Annotated in this window: 17 protein-coding genes and 1 pseudogene; 1 reads left to right on the top strand and 17 read right to left on the bottom strand. The window is 52.4% G+C overall.

The annotated features are described in order from the left end of the window. Positions 1–37: 37 nt before the first annotated feature. The 9 genes and pseudogenes from HVX64_RS04825 to HVX64_RS24085 all read right to left on the bottom strand — a co-directional run bounded on the left by HVX64_RS04825 (position 38) and on the right by HVX64_RS24085 (position 8,483). Entirely contained in the window at positions 38–820 is a 783-nt protein-coding gene (locus HVX64_RS04825; protein WP_181825306.1) for a glucose-6-phosphate isomerase family protein, read from the bottom strand. Next, on the bottom strand, positions 813–1,376 hold the full coding sequence (locus tag HVX64_RS04820; protein ID WP_042997998.1) for a glucose-6-phosphate isomerase family protein: 564 nt from the start codon (positions 1,374–1,376) through the stop codon (positions 813–815). The genes HVX64_RS04825 and HVX64_RS04820 overlap by 8 nt, the downstream gene beginning before the upstream one ends. Positions 1,377–1,474: 98 nt before the next feature. Further along, positions 1,475–2,389: a ribonucleoside hydrolase RihC gene (gene rihC / locus HVX64_RS04815; RefSeq protein ID WP_042997999.1), complete on the bottom strand. Its 915-nt coding sequence runs from the start codon at positions 2,387–2,389 to the stop codon at positions 1,475–1,477. Positions 2,390–2,455: 66 nt separating this feature from the next. After that, complete coding sequence (gene ispH / locus HVX64_RS04810) at positions 2,456–3,406, bottom strand: 4-hydroxy-3-methylbut-2-enyl diphosphate reductase (protein WP_044255605.1); 951 nt, start codon at positions 3,404–3,406, stop codon at positions 2,456–2,458. A gap of 1 nt (position 3,407) precedes the next feature. Then, entirely contained in the window at positions 3,408–3,857 is a 450-nt protein-coding gene (fkpB, locus tag HVX64_RS04805; protein WP_042998001.1) for an FKBP-type peptidyl-prolyl cis-trans isomerase, read from the bottom strand. Positions 3,858–3,979: 122 nt separating this feature from the next. Next, a complete protein-coding gene (gene lspA, locus HVX64_RS04800) occupies positions 3,980–4,468 on the bottom strand; it encodes a signal peptidase II (protein WP_042998002.1) in 489 nt (162 codons plus the stop codon). Then, positions 4,468–7,284, bottom strand: coding sequence for an isoleucine--tRNA ligase (gene ileS / locus HVX64_RS04795; RefSeq protein WP_044256032.1), 2,817 nt, complete (start codon positions 7,282–7,284; stop codon positions 4,468–4,470). Before ileS ends, lspA begins: the two co-directional genes overlap by 1 nt. Before the next feature lie 34 nt (positions 7,285–7,318). Then, positions 7,319–8,257, bottom strand: a complete 939-nt coding sequence (gene ribF / locus HVX64_RS04790) for a bifunctional riboflavin kinase/FAD synthetase (RefSeq protein ID WP_042998003.1) — start codon at positions 8,255–8,257, stop codon at positions 7,319–7,321. A gap of 7 nt (positions 8,258–8,264) precedes the next feature. Beyond that, a pseudogene (locus HVX64_RS24085) lies at positions 8,265–8,483 on the bottom strand (DUF2575 domain-containing protein). A gap of 102 nt (positions 8,484–8,585) precedes the next feature. Between HVX64_RS24085 and rpsT the strand changes: the two are divergent. Beyond that, on the top strand, positions 8,586–8,849 hold the full coding sequence (rpsT, locus tag HVX64_RS04785; RefSeq protein WP_003018940.1) for a 30S ribosomal protein S20: 264 nt from the start codon (positions 8,586–8,588) through the stop codon (positions 8,847–8,849). Between the two features lie 60 nt (positions 8,850–8,909). On the opposite strand, the gene nhaR is transcribed toward rpsT, so the two are convergent. The 8 genes from nhaR to dnaK all read right to left on the bottom strand — a co-directional run bounded on the left by nhaR (position 8,910) and on the right by dnaK (position 19,522). Next, on the bottom strand, positions 8,910–9,809 hold the full coding sequence (gene nhaR, locus HVX64_RS04780; protein ID WP_042998004.1) for a transcriptional activator NhaR: 900 nt from the start codon (positions 9,807–9,809) through the stop codon (positions 8,910–8,912). 64 nt (positions 9,810–9,873) lie between these two features. Beyond that, positions 9,874–11,040: a Na+/H+ antiporter NhaA gene (gene nhaA, locus HVX64_RS04775; protein WP_042998005.1), complete on the bottom strand. Its 1,167-nt coding sequence runs from the start codon at positions 11,038–11,040 to the stop codon at positions 9,874–9,876. Between the two features lie 132 nt (positions 11,041–11,172). Beyond that, the gene (locus HVX64_RS04770) at positions 11,173–12,435 is read right to left on the bottom strand and encodes a cytoplasmic protein (protein WP_181825305.1); all 1,263 of its coding nucleotides are present in this window, start codon (positions 12,433–12,435) and stop codon (positions 11,173–11,175) included. Positions 12,436–12,459: 24 nt separating this feature from the next. Beyond that, positions 12,460–13,659 (bottom strand): anaerobic sulfatase maturase, encoded by a 1,200-nt coding sequence (locus tag HVX64_RS04765; RefSeq protein ID WP_082010059.1) that lies wholly within the window; start codon positions 13,657–13,659, stop codon positions 12,460–12,462. 96 nt (positions 13,660–13,755) lie between these two features. Continuing rightward, complete coding sequence (locus tag HVX64_RS04760) at positions 13,756–15,249, bottom strand: sulfatase-like hydrolase/transferase (RefSeq protein WP_044255612.1); 1,494 nt, start codon at positions 15,247–15,249, stop codon at positions 13,756–13,758. Between the two features lie 20 nt (positions 15,250–15,269). Further along, positions 15,270–16,034, bottom strand: a complete 765-nt coding sequence (locus tag HVX64_RS04755) for an outer membrane protein OmpK (protein WP_181825304.1) — start codon at positions 16,032–16,034, stop codon at positions 15,270–15,272. A gap of 352 nt (positions 16,035–16,386) precedes the next feature. Then, the gene (gene dnaJ, locus HVX64_RS04750) at positions 16,387–17,520 is read right to left on the bottom strand and encodes a molecular chaperone DnaJ (protein ID WP_042998009.1); all 1,134 of its coding nucleotides are present in this window, start codon (positions 17,518–17,520) and stop codon (positions 16,387–16,389) included. Positions 17,521–17,605: 85 nt separating this feature from the next. After that, complete coding sequence (gene dnaK / locus HVX64_RS04745) at positions 17,606–19,522, bottom strand: molecular chaperone DnaK (RefSeq protein ID WP_042998010.1); 1,917 nt, start codon at positions 19,520–19,522, stop codon at positions 17,606–17,608. Positions 19,523–19,864: the final 342 nt, after the last annotated feature.

Raw genomic sequence — 19,864 nt, 5'->3', positions numbered from 1 at the left:
CGAAAAGACGGAACTACCGGGGCAATGCCCCGGTTTTTCATGGATGGAAGTTCTGCCACAGCCCTGCGCATTTATCCGGGCGAGAGATAAACTGAAAGCGCCCCGGGTCGGATATAAATTGCTGATAGATTGGCGCTGAAGTCAGTGAAAACTCCGTATACTGACGAGGCGTGACGGCCTGCAATCGCCCGGCAATATAGCGCGGGTTGTGCTGCCAGATGACGTGGTCACCCTGTAATAACGGATACCACGCCAGCCCTTTATGCGCCCGCACAGCCTCATATTCAAAACCATATTCCCGATCGCACCACGCGCCAAAGGTTAACGGCTCATTCGGATCGGCGGATATCGTCGCATGTCCCCAACCGGGCGGCACCAGCACTTTTTCACCGGGTCCTGCGATCACCGCAAAGCAGCGACCAGGATCGTCCCCAACATATTCCTGCATGTAGATGATCGCTTTCCCCTGCCAGATCTCATACAACTCTGGCGGAGACCACCCGCTGTGCTGACTCACACGATGCACATGTCCCTGACTACGAATCGGTTCTTCACCCAACCGACCCGCGGCATAGGTCACCACACCGAACAACAGCATGCGTTTTTTTAGCTCCTCGCGATCCTGCAGACGCGCCACGTCCATCGCGATAGCGTATACCTCTTCCGGTCCCTCACACTGCGGATCACGCAGCGAAGCACGAATCTGATCGAGTCGGCAAATTTCCGGCATAGGCCCGGTCACGTCATCCCCATAACTGAACCCAAGCGGATGACGATGCACGGTCATATCCAGACCATAAAGAGAGGCAGAGTCAACCATTCTGCACCTCCCTTACTTGAATCTGCTGATTTTCCTCAAAGACCCTGAGGGTGAACCCCTTCGCCAGCGCCGCATAATCATGTCCGGCGATAGCAGGCCAGACTGCAAGCGCGGAGAGCACCTCATTTCCGGTGTTGATTAAGCGGTGTGCGGTAAAACCTGGGATGATATGAATGGATCCGGCGAAAACGTTTTCCAGTCGCGCCTGCCCGTGCTCATTTTGCAGCAGCAAAAGTCCCTTTCCGCGCAGGCCAAAATAGACTTCGCCCTGTTCACGGCGCGCATGGAAATGCCCGCGGGTCATAAAGTATTCACCGCCGACATGTCCGGGATAAAGATGCGTCACGCCCGTATAGAGTTCGCCTTCCGCCGAAGAAGTCGCCAGCATCTCAACGTCATACACCACGTGTTCGCCCGCCAACTGTTGCCGGGCAGGCTCATCGGCAAAAACCTCAATGAGATCCTGAATGCGGGTTGATTTACGTAACAGCGGCCCTTTTGCCAACGCGCCGCTCGCCCATTCCACCTGCGGTGGCTGGATAAAAGTAAGATTCATATGTGTCTCCGGCCCGAGGAGAACAACAGAATCAGATTAGCAGATTAATCGATTAACCTACCAGTTCCGTCCACAGAGTGCGGTGCGCATCACACTCCTTACGGTGCCAGTGCCAGAACTTCTGCCACCCACTGCTGGAACCCTGCAACATTAATTTCCAGAGCGACCTGCACGTTTGCTGGTCTGTTCATCCGCCCTTCAATATCCACCACGGTCGTCCCGGCGGTATAATCCCCCCGGGTTTCAACCGCGACAAAGCACGGCTTGACGGTAAACAGATCCGGACGCACCAGCCAGGCAATCGCGCAGAGATCGTGCATTCGCACGCCGGTGCGCATTGTCCCGCTGCGATAGTGGCTGAACAAGGCATGTAACATCTTTCCAGTGCGATTGAGGGTGGGCAGCGAGGCCAGATAATCCGGCGTCAACATCGCCTGGTTTGTGACATCCAGCCCACACATCACAATCTCAATGCCACTTTCGAATACGCGCGCTGCGGCTTCCGGATCGACGGCGATATTGAATTCAGCGTTAGGGGTGAAATTTCCCCGTCCGGCAGAACCGCCCATGATCACCAGACGGCGGATGTTGAAGGTGCACTCCGGATAGTGCATCAGCAGCAGCGCAATATTCGTCAGCGGACCAATCGCCACCAGCGTGATCGGCTCCGGGGCGCTGATCAGCGCGTCACGAAGGGCGATAAACGCCGGTTTCGCCAGCGGTTGTCGGTCATGCTCGACAAAATCATAGCCTTCCATGCCGGATTCGCCGTGAACATAGGCGGCATCGCGTAGCGGACGTAACAGCGGCGTGGCGGCCCCCTGGGCGAGGGGAATGTCGGCATTCCAGAAATGCAGCAGTTGCAGGGCGTTGCGGGTGGTCTTTTCCACGGAAACATTACCGGCGACCGTGGTCATCAGTTGCAGATCGAGCTGAGGGGCAAACAGCGCAGCAGCAATCGCCGCAGCATCATCAATGCCCGGATCGGTGTCGAGAATAATGGGCAGACGCATGATTTCTCCATAAAAAAATACCGGGTATCAGACCCGGCATCTTCGCACAGATTAGCGTGAACTAAATCATTCTACTTCACGAACATCCACACGCAGCTCTTTCGGCACTTCGAAAACGATGTTCTCTTCACGCCCTTCCAGCGGAACCGCTTCGCCGCCGCCGAGTTCCTGCAGGCGGGCAATCACGTTTTGCACCAGAATATCCGGCGCGGATGCCCCGGCAGTCACGCCAACGCAGCTGGCATTGTTCACCCACTCTTCCTGAATGTCGGTCGCATCGTCAATCAGAAATGCCGCTTTCCCCATCCGCTGCGCCAGTTCAGCCAGACGGTTGGAGTTCGATGAGTTTTTTGAGCCCACCACCAGCACAACATCCGCCTGCTCCGCCAGCGCGCGCACCGCTTCCTGACGGTTGGTAGTGGCGTAGCAAATGTCATCTTTACGCGGTCCGACGATTTTCGGGAAGCGCTGACGCAGTGCGTCAATCACGTCTGAGGTATCGTCCACGGAGAGCGTGGTCTGGGTCATAAAGGAGAGCTTGCCTTCGTTTTTCACCTTGAGCGAAAAAACATCTTCCGGCGATTCCACCAGGTACATGCCCCCTGCCGGGTTGCTGTACTGCCCCATTGTGCCTTCCACTTCAGGGTGTCCGGCGTGACCAATCAGGATCGACTCTTCGCCACGACGACTGGCGCGCGCCACTTCCATATGCACTTTGGTTACCAGCGGACAGGTCGCATCAAAGACAGTGAGGTCACGGCCTTTCGCTTCGTTGCGCACCGCCTGAGAGACGCCGTGCGCGGAGAAGATCAGGATCGCGCCGTCTGGCACTTCGCTGATCTGCTCGATGAAAATCGCCCCGCGTTCGCGCAGGCTGTCGACCACGTAGCGGTTATGTACCACTTCATGACGAACGTAAATCGGCGCGCCGTAGATGGCCAGCGCGTTTTCAACAATGCTGATAGCGCGGTCTACACCAGCGCAAAAACCGCGCGGGTTGGCCAACAGGATCTGCATGTTACGCCTCCAGTGCCGGATCGACTTCCAGCACTTCAATATCAAAATGAACGGTATGCCCGGCCAGCGGATGGTTAAAATCGACGGTGATCGAGTCACCGTTGATTTCGCGGATCACACCAGGCATCTCACTGCCGTCCATTGCGGTAAAGAGCATAATAGCCCCGATTTCAGGTTCGCCGGCGTCCATAAATTCGCGGCGCGAGAAATACTGAATCAGGTCAGGCGTCGTGATGCCAAACGCGGCATCCGGCTCCAGGGAAAAAGTGGTTTTATCGCCGTCTTTCAGTCCGAGAAGATGTTGCTCCAGTCCTTCAGACAGAGAGCCATCCCCCAGGCGAAAAAGCGCGGGCTTGCCGTTATTACGGGTTGACTCTGCGGTGGAGCCATCGTCGAGTTTTAAGGTGAAGTGCACCAGCACCGCACTGTTACTCTGTACTGATTTAGACATGCAGGTTGCTCACTTGTTGTGACTCACCAGTTAGCCCGATGGCACTTGCACTTATCGGGCCTACAAGGATCGCGCTATTTTATAGGCCGGATAAGGCGATTACGCCACCATCCGGCACTGTATTACGCCTGCTTTTTCGGCAGGAATCCTTCCAGGACAATCATTGCGGCGCCGATACAGATCGCACTATCGGCGAGGTTAAACGTAGCAAAATGCCAGTCCCCAACGTAGAAATCGATCATATCGACCACGAAACCATGCCACAGGCGATCGAACAGGTTCCCCAGCGCGCCGCCAATGATTAGCGCATACGCGATGTTATTCAGCTTTTGCGTCGCGCTGGAGCGATACATCATCACCGCCAGAATGACACAGATACCGATCGCGATACCGGCAAAGAACCAGCGCTGCCAGCCGCCGCTATCGGCGAGGAAGCTAAATGCCGCACCATAGTTACGCGCATAATGCAGATTAAGCGACGGGAACAACGGCACCGTATCCCCCAGAGCAAAATTCTGGAGGATCAGGTACTTGCTGCCCAAATCGATAATCAGCACGACTACCACCAGCCACAGCCAGCGTAGCCCTGTTGAACAAAGAGGCTTACTCATCAGGCAAACTTACGTTTTTCGCCATCACCGGCGATGTTGCTGACACAGCGTCCGCAAATTTCTGCGTGTTCCGCTACCTTGCCGACATCCGTCGTGTAATGCCAGCAACGCGGGCACTTATCACCTTCGGCTTTACTCAGGGCGATTTTCAGCCCTTTGAGCAGTTCGCTCTGCTGCGCATCTGCAGGAGCCCCGGCATAGTCAGCGACTTTCGCCCCGGAGGTCAACAGGACAAATCGTAATTCATCGCCCAGTGCGGTCAGCTTCGCAGCCAGTTCAGGTTCGGCGTACAGGGTGACTGCCGCTTCCAGAGAACCGCCCACTTTCTTATCCGCACGCGCCTGTTCGATCACTTTGTTCACTTCGCCACGCACTTTCAGCAGCTCGTCCCAGAAGCTATCGTTCATCGCTTCGCTGTCCGCCAGACCAAACAAGCCTTCGTACCACTCACCGGTGAAGACATACTGCTCACGAGAACCCGGCAGGTAGCCCCAGATTTCATCTGCGGTGAAGGACATGATCGGCGCCATCCAGCGTACCAGCGCTTCCGCGATATGGTACAGCGCGGTCTGACAGCTGCGACGCGCCCGGCTTTCCGCTTTCGCGGTGTACTGACGGTCTTTGATGATGTCGAGATAGAACGACCCCATTTCGACGGAGCAGAAACGCATCAGGCGCTGTACCACTTCGTGGAAATCGTAGGCTTCGTACGCTTTCAGAATATCTTCCTGCGCCGCTTTCGCGCAGCCCACCGCCCATCTGTCCAGTACCACCATCTCTTCCGGTTTCACCATGTCTTTAGCCGGATCAAACCCGTTCAGGTTCGCCAGCAGGAAGCGCGCGGTGTTACGGATACGACGATAGCTGTCGGCAGCACGTTTGAGGATCTCATCCGATACCGCCATTTCACCAGTGTAGTCGGTTGATGCCACCCACAGACGCAGAATGTCAGCGCCCAGTTTGTTCATCACATCCTGCGGCGAAACGGTGTTACCGATAGACTTGGACATCTTGCGGCCCTGACCATCGACGGTAAAACCGTGCGTCAGTACCTGGCGATACGGCGCTTTGCCTTTCATCGCGGTGGAGATCATCAGAGACGACATGAACCAACCACGATGCTGGTCGGAGCCTTCCAGATACATATCCGCAGCATGACCGGCGAACTCCGGGCGGACATCCACGACGGAGGAGTGCGTTGAACCAGAGTCAAACCAGACGTCCAGGGTATCCGGCACTTTCACGTACTGATCGGCTTCGTCACCCAGAATGTCTTTCGGGTCGAGATCCCACCAGGCCTGAATACCGTCAACTTCAACGCGTTTTGCCACTTCTTCCATCAGTTCGATGGCGCGCGGGTGCAGCTCTTCAGTGTCCTTGTGAACGAACAGAGACATCGGCACGCCCCAGGTACGCTGACGAGAAATACACCAGTCAGGACGGTTCGCTACCATCGATTCGATACGCGCCTGACCCCAGTCCGGGATCCACTGCACGCCTTTGATCTCTTTCAGAGACTGCTCGCGCAGACCTTTCTGATCCATGCTGATGAACCACTGCGGGGTTGCACGGAAGATGATAGGTGATTTGTGACGCCAGCAGCACGGATAGCTGTGCTGCATTTTCTCAACGTGCAGCAGCGCGCCTTTTTCGGTCAGCAGCGCAACCACAATATCGTTCGCTTTAAAGACGTTCACACCGTCCAGTGTCGGATAAGTACCCGGCAGATAAGCGCCGTCCGGACCTACCGGGTTAGCAACTTCCAGACCGTATTTCTGGCCGATGACATAGTCATCCGGACCATGGCCTGGCGCGGTATGTACCGCGCCAGTACCGGCATCCAGCGTCACGTGATCGCCGAGGATCGCCGGAACGTCGAAGCCCATAAACGGATGGGTAAAGCGCAGCAGTTCAAGCTCCGCCCCTTTTACGGTGGCGAGAACGGTATAGCCTGTCGCGCCAATGCGCTGCATCACGCTTTCAACCAGATCTTTTGCCAGGATCACCGCCTGACCGTCGATTTGTACCAGCGCGTAGTCAAAGTCCGGCGCCACGGAAATCGCGCGGTTTGCCGGCAGCGTCCACGGTGTGGTGGTCCAGATGACCAACGAGATTGGCCCGTTGACATTCGCCACGCCAAATTTTGCCTTCACCGCGTCCTGATCCGCAGCAACAAAGGCCACGTCGATCGACGGAGAGGTTTTGTCGTAGTATTCCACTTCCGCTTCTGCCAGCGCAGAACGGCAGTCTACGCACCAGTGCACCGGTTTCGCGCCTTTATGCAGATGACCATTACCGATGATTTTGCCCAACGCGCGGATGATGTTGGCTTCCGTTTTGAAGTCCATCGTCAGATACGGATGCGACCAGTCGCCGAGCACGCCCAGACGGATAAAGTCTTTACGTTGCCCATCAACCTGAGTTGCAGCGTACTCACGGCACTTCGCACGGAACTCCGCCGCGGTGAATTTTTCGCCCGGCTTGCCGAATTCCTGCTCCACTTTCAATTCGATCGGTAGACCGTGACAGTCCCAACCCGGAACGTAAGGCGAGTCATATCCCGCGAGTCCTTTGGACTTCACGATAATGTCTTTCAGAATCTTGTTAACCGAGTGACCAATATGAATGCTGCCATTCGCATAAGGAGGGCCATCATGCAGAATGAAGGTTTTTTTGCCTTTTTTGGCCGCACGAATGATGCCGTACAGGTCATCATCAGTCCAACGCGCCAGCATTCCCGGTTCACGCTTGGCGAGATCGCCGCGCATCGGGAACCCTGTTTCCGGCAAATTCAGGGTTGATTTATAGTCACTCATCAGATTCTCGGTTCCGTATTGATTACCCAGGCCTTTAAGCCGGTTTTGATAGCCCAAAAAAATCACGGGCAGTTAATTCATCTCGCGCAATCTGCGCTTTGAGTTCATCCAGCGAAGCAAATCGCTGTTCATTGCGTATTTTTTTACGCAGCACTACATCTATATGGCGACCATAGAGGTCCATTGCAACATCCAGCAGATGCACTTCCAGTTGCTGGCGCACGCCCGAAACCGTCGGACGGGTCCCGATGTTCGCCACGCCGGGCAATGGCTTCTCGCCAAGCCCCATCACTTCTACCGCATAGACCCCTTTTACCGGGGAAACCTGACGACGCAGCGGTAAGTTTGCCGTCGGGAAACCAATGGTGCGCCCGAGTTCATCACCGTGTACAACACGGCCTGAAATGGTAAACGGATGGCCCAACAGGCTTTCGGCGAGGGCCAGGTTGTCCTGTGCCAGCGCCTGACGCACGGCGGTACTGCTGATACGCACGCCGCCTTCGCAGAAGGTTTGGGTGCTGGTAATATCGAAACCATATTCCACACCCGCCTTCTGTAATAACAAGAAATCGCCTTCGCGACCAGCGCCAAAGCGGAAATCATCCCCCACCGCGAGAAATTGCACCCCAAGACGATTCACCAGCAGTTCGCTGATAAAGGTCTGTGCCGTCAGGGCGGCGAAACGGCGGTCAAAGCGCACGCACAGCACGTAATCGACGCCGCATTGCGCGAGATAACGCAATTTTTCACGCAGGCGGGTCAGCCGCGCAGGGGCTTTGTCTGTCGCAAACAGTTCGAGCGGCTGCGGCTCAAAAATCATCACCATCACCGGTAAGCCACGCCTGCGCCCTTCTTCCTGCAAACCTTGCAGCAGCGCACGATGACCACGATGCACGCCGTCGAAATTACCAATAGTCAGCACACACCCGTGTGGGGCCTGACTGAGATTATGTATGCCGCGTATCAGCTTCATGTCTGGCTCAAAACAGTGAAAATCGCCAAAGTATACCTTGTACGGCGGTCAAGGTTAACCGGCGATTGATGTGGCGAAACAGAAAGCAGATGGATTTCATTACCCTGAGGCAAATACCGACCACAAACTGACAAAGCAATTCAATTTTTATCGCTGAAAAGCTGTATTCACAGACCGCAAGCTGGTAGAATCCTGCGCCATCACTACGTAACGAGTGCCGCTAGATTAACGGCGCTTATTTGCACAAATCCATTGACAAAAGAAGGCTAAAAGGGCATATTCCTCGGCCTTTGAATTGTCCATATAGAACACATTTGGGAGTTGGACCTTGGCTAATATCAAATCAGCTAAGAAGCGCGCCGTTCAGTCTGAAAAGGCTCGTAAGCACAACGCAAGCCGTCGCTCTATGATGCGTACTTTCATCAAGAAAGTATACGCAGCTATCGAAGCTGGCGACAAAGCTACTGCACTGAAAGCATTTAACGAAATGCAACCAATCGTGGACCGTCAGGCTGCTAAAGGTCTGATCCACAAAAACAAAGCTGCACGTCATAAAGCTAACCTGACTGCACAGATCAACAAACTGGCTTAATCGCCTGTTGATTGTTGCTTTGTGAAAAAACCCGCGCAAGCGGGTTTTTTTATGTCTGGACTATTTGTTCTGGGGCGTAAATAACGCCGAATAGTTCGTATTACAGATACGCTGTACCGCCGGATGCTGAATCATCCTCTCGGCAAAGATGGCATGGTATTCCTCCATCACATTCTCCACGCGACCAATTTCAACCACCGAATCGTCTGCGTAAAAGTCATGCGCATAGAGCGTCGGGGCCACGAAAATCGCGTTGTGCGTTGCGCCAAAGGCTTTCATCAATGCGGCGTCATCGAACTCTCCCAGAATCTCGACCTTCAGCCCCTGGGAATTAATCCAGTTCAGCAACTTGCGTCCTAACATCGAACGCCGGCCGGGGATCAGCAAACGTCGCTCTTCCAGACAGGCCGGGAAGGATTTTTCCGGTAACGGCTGGGTACACCAGAAGCTCACGCTACACTCGCCAATCTTCACCGAAAACAGCCCTTCCTGTTGCGTCGAGTCAATCGGGCAATCCGAGATAATCATATCCAGCTTATGCTGGCTGAGCTGTTCCAGCAGCATTTCGTGGGTTGATTCAAAACAGCGCAGGTGGATCTGTTCCCCTTCAACGACGGCGGCATCCAGTACGTTGCTGACCAATCGCTTCGACAGCGCATCCGCCACCCCCACATCAAATAACAGATTGGACTCTTTGCGGTAATTCACGATATCCAGCATCTCCTGGCTGAGAGTAAACATTTTATCCGCATAGCGAAAAACCAGCTCACCGAGCTCGCTGGGCTCCAGACCTCGCCCCTTACGCTTGAAGAGTTTGCCCTGCAGGCGTTCCTCAAGCGCTTTAATCTGTCCGGTGATAGTTTGCGGCGTTAAATAAAGCGCTTCCGCCGCACCGACCACGGACCCCTCCTTATAGACGTGCCAAAAGTAATAGAGATGGTTGTAATTAATGTGGGACATACACTCTCTCTGATAAATATCACAAAGGGGGAGCCGAACGAGGCTCCCCTGCTAACTCGCCCAATCAGACTGACGGGCGTAAACGTGCGCGCAGCAAGCTGTAGCCAATCACCGCTGACAGCAAGGAGCCAATCAGGATCCCCAGCTTCGCCCAGTTAATCAGCTCCGGATCCACGCTGCCAAAGGCCAGGCTGGCGATAAAGATCGACATCGTAAAACCAATGCCGCACAGGATGCCGACCGCCATGATTTGCGGGAATGAGGTTCCTTCCGGCAGTTGCGCCAGCTTCAGACGCAGCGCCAACCAACAGAACAGGCTGATCCCCAGCGGCTTACCTACCAGCAGGCCCGCAATAATGCCGAGCGGCAGAATGGACGTCAGTCCGTCCATCGTCACGCCCTGCAATGAAACGCCCGCATTGGCAAAAGCAAACAGCGGCAGGATCAGATACGCCACCCACGGATGCAGAACATGTTCCAGACGCTTTGCCGGGGAACGCCCGTGTTTCTCTTTCAATGGAATGAAAAAGCCGACGATCACGCCCGCCAGCGTCGCATGGACGCCGGATTTCAGCACCGCGGTCCACAGTATTGCGCCAATGAGGATGTACACCCCCGTGCGCCGGACGCCGCACAGATTCAGAATCGCCAGCAATGCTATGGCAAACGCCGCAACGCCCAGCGAAACCATCGACAGATCGTTGGTATAAAACAGAGCAATAATGACTATCGCGCCGAGATCGTCGATGATCGCCAGCGCCATCAGGAAAATTTTCAGCGCCAACGGCACCCGACTGCCGAGCAGCGCCAGAACGCCCAGCGCAAACGCAATATCCGTGGCGGCCGGGATCGCCCAGCCTTCGCGAGTGATCGGATCGGCATAGTTAAAGGCCAGGTACAGCAGCGCCGGGACAATCATTCCGCCGATGGCGGCAATCACCGGGAAAGCCGCCTGACGCAAACTCGCCAGTGAGCCCTGCATCAGCTCACGCTTAACCTCAAGGCCAATCAACAGGAAAAACACCGCCATCAGGGCGTCATTGATCCATAACAGCATGTTTTTATTGATCTCAAGCGCACCAACGCGCAGTTGGACAGGCGTCTCGAGAAAGGCGTGGTACCATCCACTGGTTACACCCATGTTGGCCATCAGCATGGCCAGTGCGGCGGCGATGATAAGAATGATGCCCCCAGAGGCATCACTGCTGAAGAAACGATGCAGATGTTTCACTTTTTATTCTCTCTATAAGGTGAATACTTCGTAATTACTATTATACTCCCCACAACTCATCGTTAAAATTAGATTATATATGGTTAAACGATCGGTTTTTTCGAGTAAATTGTATCATGAAGTATGACGGAATCAGCGATCGTACTGTTCGTTGCACAGACGATTGAAGGTGTAGCGGAGGTAGTCCAGCGTGGCGGTGACATTGGCTGGGGACATACGATTAAGCTGCGGTAGAAACGGATGATTATTGATGTATTGAATGAACGCCGTTGCGCCAGCAAGCGTGGCATAGCGCAACATGCTCGTTTTTTTAGTACCGGTGAGATTACATATCGCCAGTGCATAATCCCGGTTAGAAAACGTGCGCCAGACATTGTTACGAATACCGCCACTCTGAAACATTCGGTATGGGATGTCGTTTTGCCGCGGTGAACACCCTCTTTCTCTCACAAAGGAAATATGGCAACGGCCTTGCTGAACATGCTGCAAATTCGCCATCAGGCATCCACCAAAGATAAAACATTCCTGTTCTATGTAGTGTTGAACGTTGAGGGAACGTTCATCCGTCAACGCTTTCACTAACTCAAAATGTCGGTAAGCAGGCAGAACCGGTTTGACCAACATCCCTGGATCGTTTTTATGCAGCGACGCGGGGCCATAGTCCACATCGAATAAGATATTGCGGCGCATGATGATCAGCTCTTTACGCTGGACGAGATGCGTTAATGTGCCGGGTGCGAGGCGCTCTTCATAATAAGATGTGTACCGGTATTCGTCTTCTACAGGCAGCATTGAATAATTCGTGGTGACGGCAATCACCCTGCCACTGTTCTCCTCAGCCGTGACCAGAACATACAAACAGCCGTCGCCGCCGTTAAACTTTACCCGAAAAGCACAGGTACTCATGATTAAATCCAATTTTTGGAAAATATACGCACGTTCCACCTGATTCGACTGGCGGGATAATTTTTGTAATACCCGGTTCAGGCCCGTGCTATCGAGCGTTAACGAGGTACGAATATCTGCCAGCGAGTGTCCTTCTTGAATAAGCCTGGCGAGCGCTTCCTGGCGAGGATCGGTTTTATCCCCAACGGGAGAAATAAAAGTTTTATGGCACTGGAGACAATAGAGCCGCGGCGCTCCCTGAGCGGAAAAGCCATATTTCTTTAATGTGGCCCCTCCACAGCCCGGGCAAACTTTAATCAGACCTGACCATAGCTGATTAGCCGATTGGCGAAAAAGGTTCAGTGAACGTTCAGAAATCAGAGGGAACAAAAATCCACACGCACGACACAGGACATATTTCCCCTGCACCGAATAGTCAGGGCTATTCAACACGCCGAGGTTTTTACAGCCTGACGTTTTGCATGCATCGACATTAATACGTGAAAACATATTCACTCCCTGCGAATATCGCCTTCAAGCGAATAACGATTTTATCTCTGAAGGTGAAATACCTTTTTCATAGAGCGCTTTCATTGATTTCATTGCGGGTGCGGTGTGGGCAAAAAAGGCCTGGTAGCCCGCGCACAGGTAGTTTTGTGCAAAAGAGCCGAAGTCGGTCGGCAAAAAGCGGTGCTTAGGACAGCCGCCGTGACAGGCAAACTGCCACGGACAGGAATGGCACTCCTGCGCCATGGTTCGACGCTTCTCATCGCCAAACCGCATATTTTGCTCACTGTTATTCATCGCACGCAGTGTCGTGTTCTTAATATTTCCCAACGCGTACTGCGGATAAACAAAGTGATCGCAGTTATAGACATCACCGTTCATTTCCATTGCAAAAGCACTGCCACACGTTGGAGAAAATACGCATACCTGCGGCGGCAACCCACACCAGGCCGCCAGCGTCTGCTCAAATAACTGTATACCGATATCGCCAATATCCTGACGGAGCCAGACATCAAAAATGGCATTAAGAAACTGGCCAAATACCAGGGATTCAACAGACCATGGCATCACTGCGGCTTGCTTATCCGCAGGCGTCGCCAGCATCGAATTATTACTGGCAGACCTTCGTTCGACCAGTGGAATAAACTGCATATAGCGACTCCCGATACTTTTCAGAAACTGATAGACCAGGAGTGGATGGTGCATATTCGTGCCGTTCACCACCGTGAGCGTATTAAATTCAACATCATGGCGCACCAGACATTGAAGCGCCCGGACAACGTTAGCATGCGTCGATTTGCCGGCACGCGTCACCCGCCATTCATCATGCAATGCAGCATCACCATCAATAGAGATGCCGACCAGAAAATCCTGTTGCCTGAAAAAACGCGCCCATGCATCGTCGATCAAAATGCCGTTCGTCTGAAAGGTATTAATGATTGTTTTTCCGGCCGCATAACGCTGCTGGAGTTCAACGGCCCGCCGATAAAACGCAATCCCCATCAGCGTAGGCTCTCCTCCCTGCCACGCAAAAATAACGTCATCCACATCCTGTGCGGCGATATGCTGTTTGACGAATAATTCAAGCATCTCATCTGACATTCTGTAATGACTTTTTCTATCGGGATAGAGCTTCTCTTTCTCCAGATAAAAACAGTATTTACAGTCCAGATTGCAGACCGATCCTGTTGGTTTCACCATGACCTGACAGCTTTTTCTTTGCATCACCAGACCCATTAATAAAAGGACCTGATTCAGCACGATGTACTGAATCAGGCGGGCAGCGCCCTATGTGGCATACTTACTGTTCTTATTATTCGTCCATTAACTCCAGGTAACCGGTGTCGGTTTATCACCGCGAGCCTTCATTAAAGAATCATTATCAATGTTCTGTTTATATTTCAGGAATTCGCCATACATTCTTTTTTCGATTTCAGGCTGTTTACCCAACTGATTAAGCGTCTCGGAACGATCCTTTTTCAGGTTATAGAGATACTTGGGTTTATTTTCACGATCGATGATCATTTTCCAGTCGCCATCCCGAATCGCCCATTCATCGGTCGGATCATCCTGTAAAGGCATATCAATACCAAAGATCATCGGTTTTTCGCGTTTTAAGGTTTTATTCGCCAGTACGGGAGCCAGGGATTGCCCGTCATAAGTACGATCGGTTGGCAGTTTAAAATTCATCATGCTTGCCAGCGTCGGCAGCCAGTCAAGACCGTAAGCCGGTGTATCCGTGACCATTCCCTGTGGAAGATGATTGCCATACTTAATGATTGCCGGAACACGAATCCCACCTTCCCACAGGTTATCTTTACGGCCACGTAACCCATCCGTCTCACCCGCGAGATTCAGTTCATATATTTTACGCGCCTCACGCGTCACCGGGCCGTTATCGCTGGTAAAAATCACAATGGTGTTCTCTTCTTCACCCATTGCTTTTATCTTATCCAGCACTTTACCGACCTGGGCATCCAGGTAACTGATGTTCGCGTAATATTCTCCCGTGCCGCGCCAGGGTTTATCCGCCCAGTCACCGTAGAACTCCTCCGGATGCTGTTTCTGATAAGCGCTCATATACTGCGAATACATATCGAGGTATTTTTTCGGAGAAGCCAACGGGCTGTGGACCTCCGTAAAGGCGACATACAAGAAAAACGGATTATCATCTTTTTTGTTATCCAGCCAGTTAACCGCTTCTGAACTGACCAGTTCACCGCTGTAAGTTTCCGCTCGACCAATGGGTTTGCCATTACGCAAAAATCCGGTCGGATACACCATGCCGTTACGCGGTCGTTCTTTTGCATTATCTAACGTGGAATCTGTCACGAACCCCGCCGCATTCACCAGACTGTAGTCAAAGCCCATATCTTTTGCCTGCGGCTGATCGGTACGCTCACCTCCCGCATTGAGGTGTAATTTCCCCATCATCGCCGTGTCATAACCCTGCTGCTTTAACAGGTTGGCAATCGTCAGTTCGTTACGGCCCAGTGCGACATTTTTTCCTTCCGGGATCCAGGAGCGGATCCCGGTGCGAAATGGCATTCGTCCGGTTAATAACCCGGCCCGAGAAGGAGAACACAACGGAGCGGGCGCATAGTAGTCGGTGAATTTCACCCCGTCCTGCGCCAGTTTGTCGATATTAGGAGTTTTTACGATTTGATGTCCATAAGTGGCCAAATCACCATAGCCCAGATCATCAGCCATAATAATGACCAGATTAGGCCGTTTATCCAACGCCGCCTGCACGGTTTGCAATGTGCTTCCGGCACATAACGCCAGACCAATCATACTGGCAACGATTGTTCTTTTCATTTCAACTCCTTTGCCTTTTATTAAAATTCATATCCGACCATATAAATCATCTGGTCACCGAAACCGTCGAAACCTAATTTATTTTCGAAATAACGCCAGGTGACCGTCGCCTTCCAGCAGGGATAGAATTTCCATGCCAGCGTCAGACCGCCATTAATGCCATAGTCACCATATTGCTGTTCCGCGTAAGCGTTATTGCGATCGAATTCAATTTCATTCCAGTTTGAGAGAACGAATTTCTCCTCAAGAAGCGTAAAATTATAGGCCGCAGTCCATCCCAGCACATAACCGTTCCAGCCACTGGTTTGCCCGTATTTCTGCGAAACATAATCGCCAGATTGATTATGTAATCCAATATACGGTTTAAAGAACCCCCAATTACCTGTCCAGCCGAGATAGCCCAGGCCATAAAACATATCAAGGTCATCGCCCCAGGTGTTTTCCCACTGACCATAAAGTTTGCCGAAGAAGGTATAGTTGGAATCAAACAGGCGGACATGGGTCATGGCTGATACCGTATGGTTACGCCCGGCAACAGAGTGATTTAAGACATTGCTTTCATAAAATGAATAAAACTCAGCCTCTTTAAAATTGATACCGAAATCTGCTGTCGCTTTCCAGACTTCGCCACGATGAACATTGACAAACCCGCTATTCCAGTCAGCATAACCCGCATTAATTGAACCGAACGCATTTTTATATTCCAGCGCCTGTGCGGAGTGGCTAAAAAGAGAAGGCGCAGCCAGCACCAGACTGGTTAATAATACGTTTTTTATCCGAGGCATTTAATCTATTCCTCATAGCTATATTTTATTCCGCAGTAAAACCCCTTTACTACGGCGACAAATACTAACTGAACAGAATCGAAGAAGAGTGATGTAAATCTCACATCAGAAGATGTTAAAGCCTGCCAAAAACAAGGTGTCAAAAAATGTTGTTTTAGAGATGCTAAGTCCATCACTTTTAATAAAGACTCATCTATTATTTTATTCTGGTGCCGTATACCTGTTTATTCAGCTTGTTATAAAAATCACATTCATTTTTATAAACAAACAGTGGGGTCCAGATAATAAAAAACCGGTATCCCCTCACAGGGAATACCGGTTTTTACTCAATGAGAACGTCGTTAGCCAGTGATTAGCGGGTCAAATCGTCAAAGAACTTTTTCACACCGTCGAAGAAACTCTTGGAGCGCGGGCTGTTATTTTCGCCGGTTGGGCCGCCAAAGCTTTCCTGCAGGTCTTTCAGCAGTTGTTTCTGCTTCTCGTTCAGACCGACCGGTGTTTCGACCACGACGCGGCACAACAAATCGCCCTGCGCGCCACCACGGACTGACTTCACGCCTTTGCCACGCATGCGGAACAGTTTTCCGGTCTGCGTTTCGCTGGGCACTTTCAGCTTCACGCGGCCATCCAGCGTCGGAACTTCAATCTCACCGCCAAGTGCAGCCATCGCAAAGTTAATCGGCACTTCACAGTACAGGTTGTTACCTTCACGTTCGAAGATCGGGTGCTGTTTCACCTGAACCTGAACGTACAGGTCCCCTGCCGGTGCGCCGTGCTCGCCAGCTTCACCTTCGCCTGAAAGACGAATGCGGTCGCCGGTATCCACGCCAGCCGGGATTTTAACCGACAGCGTTTTGCTCTTCTCGACGCGACCATGGCCGTGGCACTTGTTGCACGGATCTTTGATCAGCGTACCGCGTCCCTGACAGTGCGGACAGGTTTGCTGAACCGCGAAGAACCCCTGGCGCATCTGCACCTGACCGGAACCATGACAGGTCGGACAAGTCTGCGGCTGAGTCCCCGCTTTCGCGCCACTGCCGTGGCAAACATCACACTCTTCCAGCGTCGGAATGCGGATCTCTTTGGTCACGCCACGTACGGCTTCTTCCAGGGTGAGATCCATGTTGTAACGTAAATCGGCCCCACGCGCAGCACGTTGACGACCCCGACCACCGCCAAAGATATCGCCAAAAACGTCACCAAAGATATCGCTGAAGTCAGCGCCGCCGCCAAAACCGCCGCCGCCACCCATACCGCCTTGCTCAAACGCAGCATGTCCGTACTGGTCGTAAGCGGCGCGTTTTTGCGAGTCGGTCAGGACTTCATACGCTTCTTTGATCTCTTTAAACTTGGCTTCGGCCTCTTTATCACCCTGATTACGGTCCGGGTGAAATTTCATGGCCAGGCGCTTGTAGGCCTTTTTGATTTCACGCTCTTCCGCTGATTTGGAAACGCCTAAAATCTCGTAATAGTCTTGCTTAGCCATCTCTTTTTATCTGCCCTTAACATGCGTGCACGGGCGGAGAGGAAACCTCTTCGCCCGTGCCAGTAATTACCCGTTCAAAGGGCGATTATTTTTTGTCTTTCACTTCTTCAAACTCAGCGTCGACAACATCATCATCTTTCGCGTTGTTTGTGGAAGCGTCAGCGGAACCTGCCTGCTGCTGTGCGTGCTGCTGTTGAGCGATTTCCATCAGTTTCTGGGAAACCTGCGCCAGCTCCTGCATCTTCGCTTCGATAGCCGCTTTGTCTTCACCTTTCAGAGCCGTTTCCAGTGCGCTCAGTGCAGACTCGATAGCGGTTTTGTCGTCAGCTGGCAGTTGTTCGCCGGCTTCCTCAACCTGCTTGCGAGTGCTGTGCAACAGATGGTCACCCTGGTTGCGGGTCTGAACCAGCTCTTCGAACTTACGGTCAGACTCGGCGTTCGCTTCCGCTTCGCGAACCATTTTCTGAATTTCTTCTTCATTCAGACCAGAAGACGCCTTGATGGTGATCTTCTGCTCTTTACCGCTGTTTTTGTCTTTCGCGGAAACGTGCAGGATACCGTCAGCATCGATATCGAAGGTCACTTCGATCTGCGGCATGCCGCGCGGTGCCGGGTTGATCCCATCCAGGTTGAACTGACCCAGAGATTTGTTATCAGACGCACGTTTACGTTCACCCTGCAGCACATGGATGGTTACCGCAGACTGGTTGTCTTCCGCAGTAGAGAACACCTGGCTGTGCTTGGTCGGGATAGTGGTGTTTTTGGAGATCAGCGCCGTCATCACACCACCCATGGTTTCGATACCCAGAGACAGCGGGGTAACGTCCAGCAGCAGTACGTCTTTCACATCACCGGTCAATACACCACCCTGAACGGCAGCACCGATCGCCACGGCTTCGTCCGGGTTCACGTCTTTACGCGGTTCTTTACCAAAGAACTCAGCTACTTTCTTCTGCACCATTGGCATACGCGTCTGACCACCCACGAGGATAACGTCGTTGATATCAGATACGGACAGGCCAGCGTCCTGCAGAGCGACTTTCAGCGGCTCGATGGAACGGTTCACCAGATCTTCGACCAGGCTTTCCAGTTTCGCGCGAGTCACTTTGATATTCATGTGTTTCGGACCGGTGGCATCTGCAGTGATGTACGGCAGGTTCACGTCGGTCTGCTGCGCAGAAGAAAGCTCGATTTTCGCTTTTTCTGCCGCTTCTTTCAGGCGCTGCATGGCCAGCGGATCGTTACGCAGGTCAATGCCCTGATCTTTCTTAAATTCTTCAACCAGATAGTTGATCATACGGCTGTCGAAGTCTTCACCACCCAGGTGGGTATCACCGTTGGTTGCCAGAACTTCGAAGGTTTTTTCGCCATCAACTTCGTCGATTTCGATAATAGAGATATCGAAAGTACCACCACCGAGGTCGTAAACCGCGATAGTACGGTTACCGACTTCTTTATCCAGACCGTATGCCAGCGCAGCGGCAGTCGGTTCGTTGATGATACGTTTCACTTCCAGACCTGCGATACGACCGGCGTCTTTGGTTGCCTGACGCTGAGCATCGTTAAAGTAAGCAGGTACAGTGATAACCGCTTCCGTTACCGGTTCACCCAGGTAATCTTCAGCCGTTTTCTTCATTTTCTTCAGCACTTCAGCCGAGATCTGCGGCGGTGCCATTTTCTGACCTTTCACATCCAGCCATGCGTCGCCGTTGTCGGCGCCAATGATTTTGTACGGCATGATGGAAACATCACGTTGAACTTCTTCGTCCTGGAAGCGGCGGCCAATCAGGCGTTTAATCGCAAACAGGGTGTTTTGCGGGTTTGTCACTGCCTGACGTTTAGCCGGCTGACCAACCAGAGTTTCACCATCCTGGGTATAAGCAATGATAGAAGGCGTGGTGCGATCGCCCTCGGCGTTCTCCAGCACACGTGCAGTAGTGCCGTCCATAATCGCTACACAAGAGTTGGTAGTACCCAGGTCGATACCAATAATTTTACCCATCTAAACGTCTCCACTAAAAATTCGGTCAACATGTGGTTGTGAGTCTGTAATAAGGGCGAAACGTGCGGTTTCAACTACCCTGATTCGTTTTTTTTCAGACTCACCACTGCGGTTGACTACTAAGTGGGGTCGTAACCCACTTCATCAAGGGGGGAATGAAAAAAATTTTTGCTTTTGTTGAAATAAATCGCCTGGATGATGTGTGATGGCGATCACGGCAAAAATTCACTCTTTTCCCCCGATGAGATCATAGACAGCCCCTTCTCTCCTGATTATTATGCCGCGCCCCGAACGGCGTCATGTTTTAGCGGGGATAACTATTTCACCATTCAATTAATGATG

It is taken from the genome of Citrobacter sp. RHB20-C16, from assembly GCF_013890155.1.
Lineage (GTDB): Bacteria > Pseudomonadota > Gammaproteobacteria > Enterobacterales > Enterobacteriaceae > Citrobacter_A > Citrobacter_A amalonaticus.
This window is presented reverse-complemented; position numbering and strand designations above follow the sequence as displayed.

Coding starts and splice junctions, on each gene's coding strand:
- HVX64_RS04825 (WP_181825306.1), bottom strand. CDS start 820: ATGGTTGACTCTGCCTCTCTTTATGGTCTGGATATGACCGTGCATCGT.
- HVX64_RS04820 (WP_042997998.1), bottom strand. CDS start 1,376: ATGAATCTTACTTTTATCCAGCCACCGCAGGTGGAATGGGCGAGCGGC.
- rihC (WP_042997999.1), bottom strand. CDS start 2,389: ATGCGTCTGCCCATTATTCTCGACACCGATCCGGGCATTGATGATGCT.
- ispH (WP_044255605.1), bottom strand. CDS start 3,406: ATGCAGATCCTGTTGGCCAACCCGCGCGGTTTTTGCGCTGGTGTAGAC.
- fkpB (WP_042998001.1), bottom strand. CDS start 3,857: ATGTCTAAATCAGTACAGAGTAACAGTGCGGTGCTGGTGCACTTCACC.
- lspA (WP_042998002.1), bottom strand. CDS start 4,468: ATGAGTAAGCCTCTTTGTTCAACAGGGCTACGCTGGCTGTGGCTGGTG.
- ileS (WP_044256032.1), bottom strand. CDS start 7,284: ATGAGTGACTATAAATCAACCCTGAATTTGCCGGAAACAGGGTTCCCG.
- ribF (WP_042998003.1), bottom strand. CDS start 8,257: ATGAAGCTGATACGCGGCATACATAATCTCAGTCAGGCCCCACACGGG.
- nhaR (WP_042998004.1), bottom strand. CDS start 9,809: ATGTCCCACATTAATTACAACCATCTCTATTACTTTTGGCACGTCTAT.
- HVX64_RS04770 (WP_181825305.1), bottom strand. CDS start 12,435: ATGTTTTCACGTATTAATGTCGATGCATGCAAAACGTCAGGCTGTAAA.
- HVX64_RS04760 (WP_044255612.1), bottom strand. CDS start 15,249: ATGAAAAGAACAATCGTTGCCAGTATGATTGGTCTGGCGTTATGTGCC.
- HVX64_RS04755 (WP_181825304.1), bottom strand. CDS start 16,034: ATGCCTCGGATAAAAAACGTATTATTAACCAGTCTGGTGCTGGCTGCG.
- dnaJ (WP_042998009.1), bottom strand. CDS start 17,520: ATGGCTAAGCAAGACTATTACGAGATTTTAGGCGTTTCCAAATCAGCG.
- dnaK (WP_042998010.1), bottom strand. CDS start 19,522: ATGGGTAAAATTATTGGTATCGACCTGGGTACTACCAACTCTTGTGTA.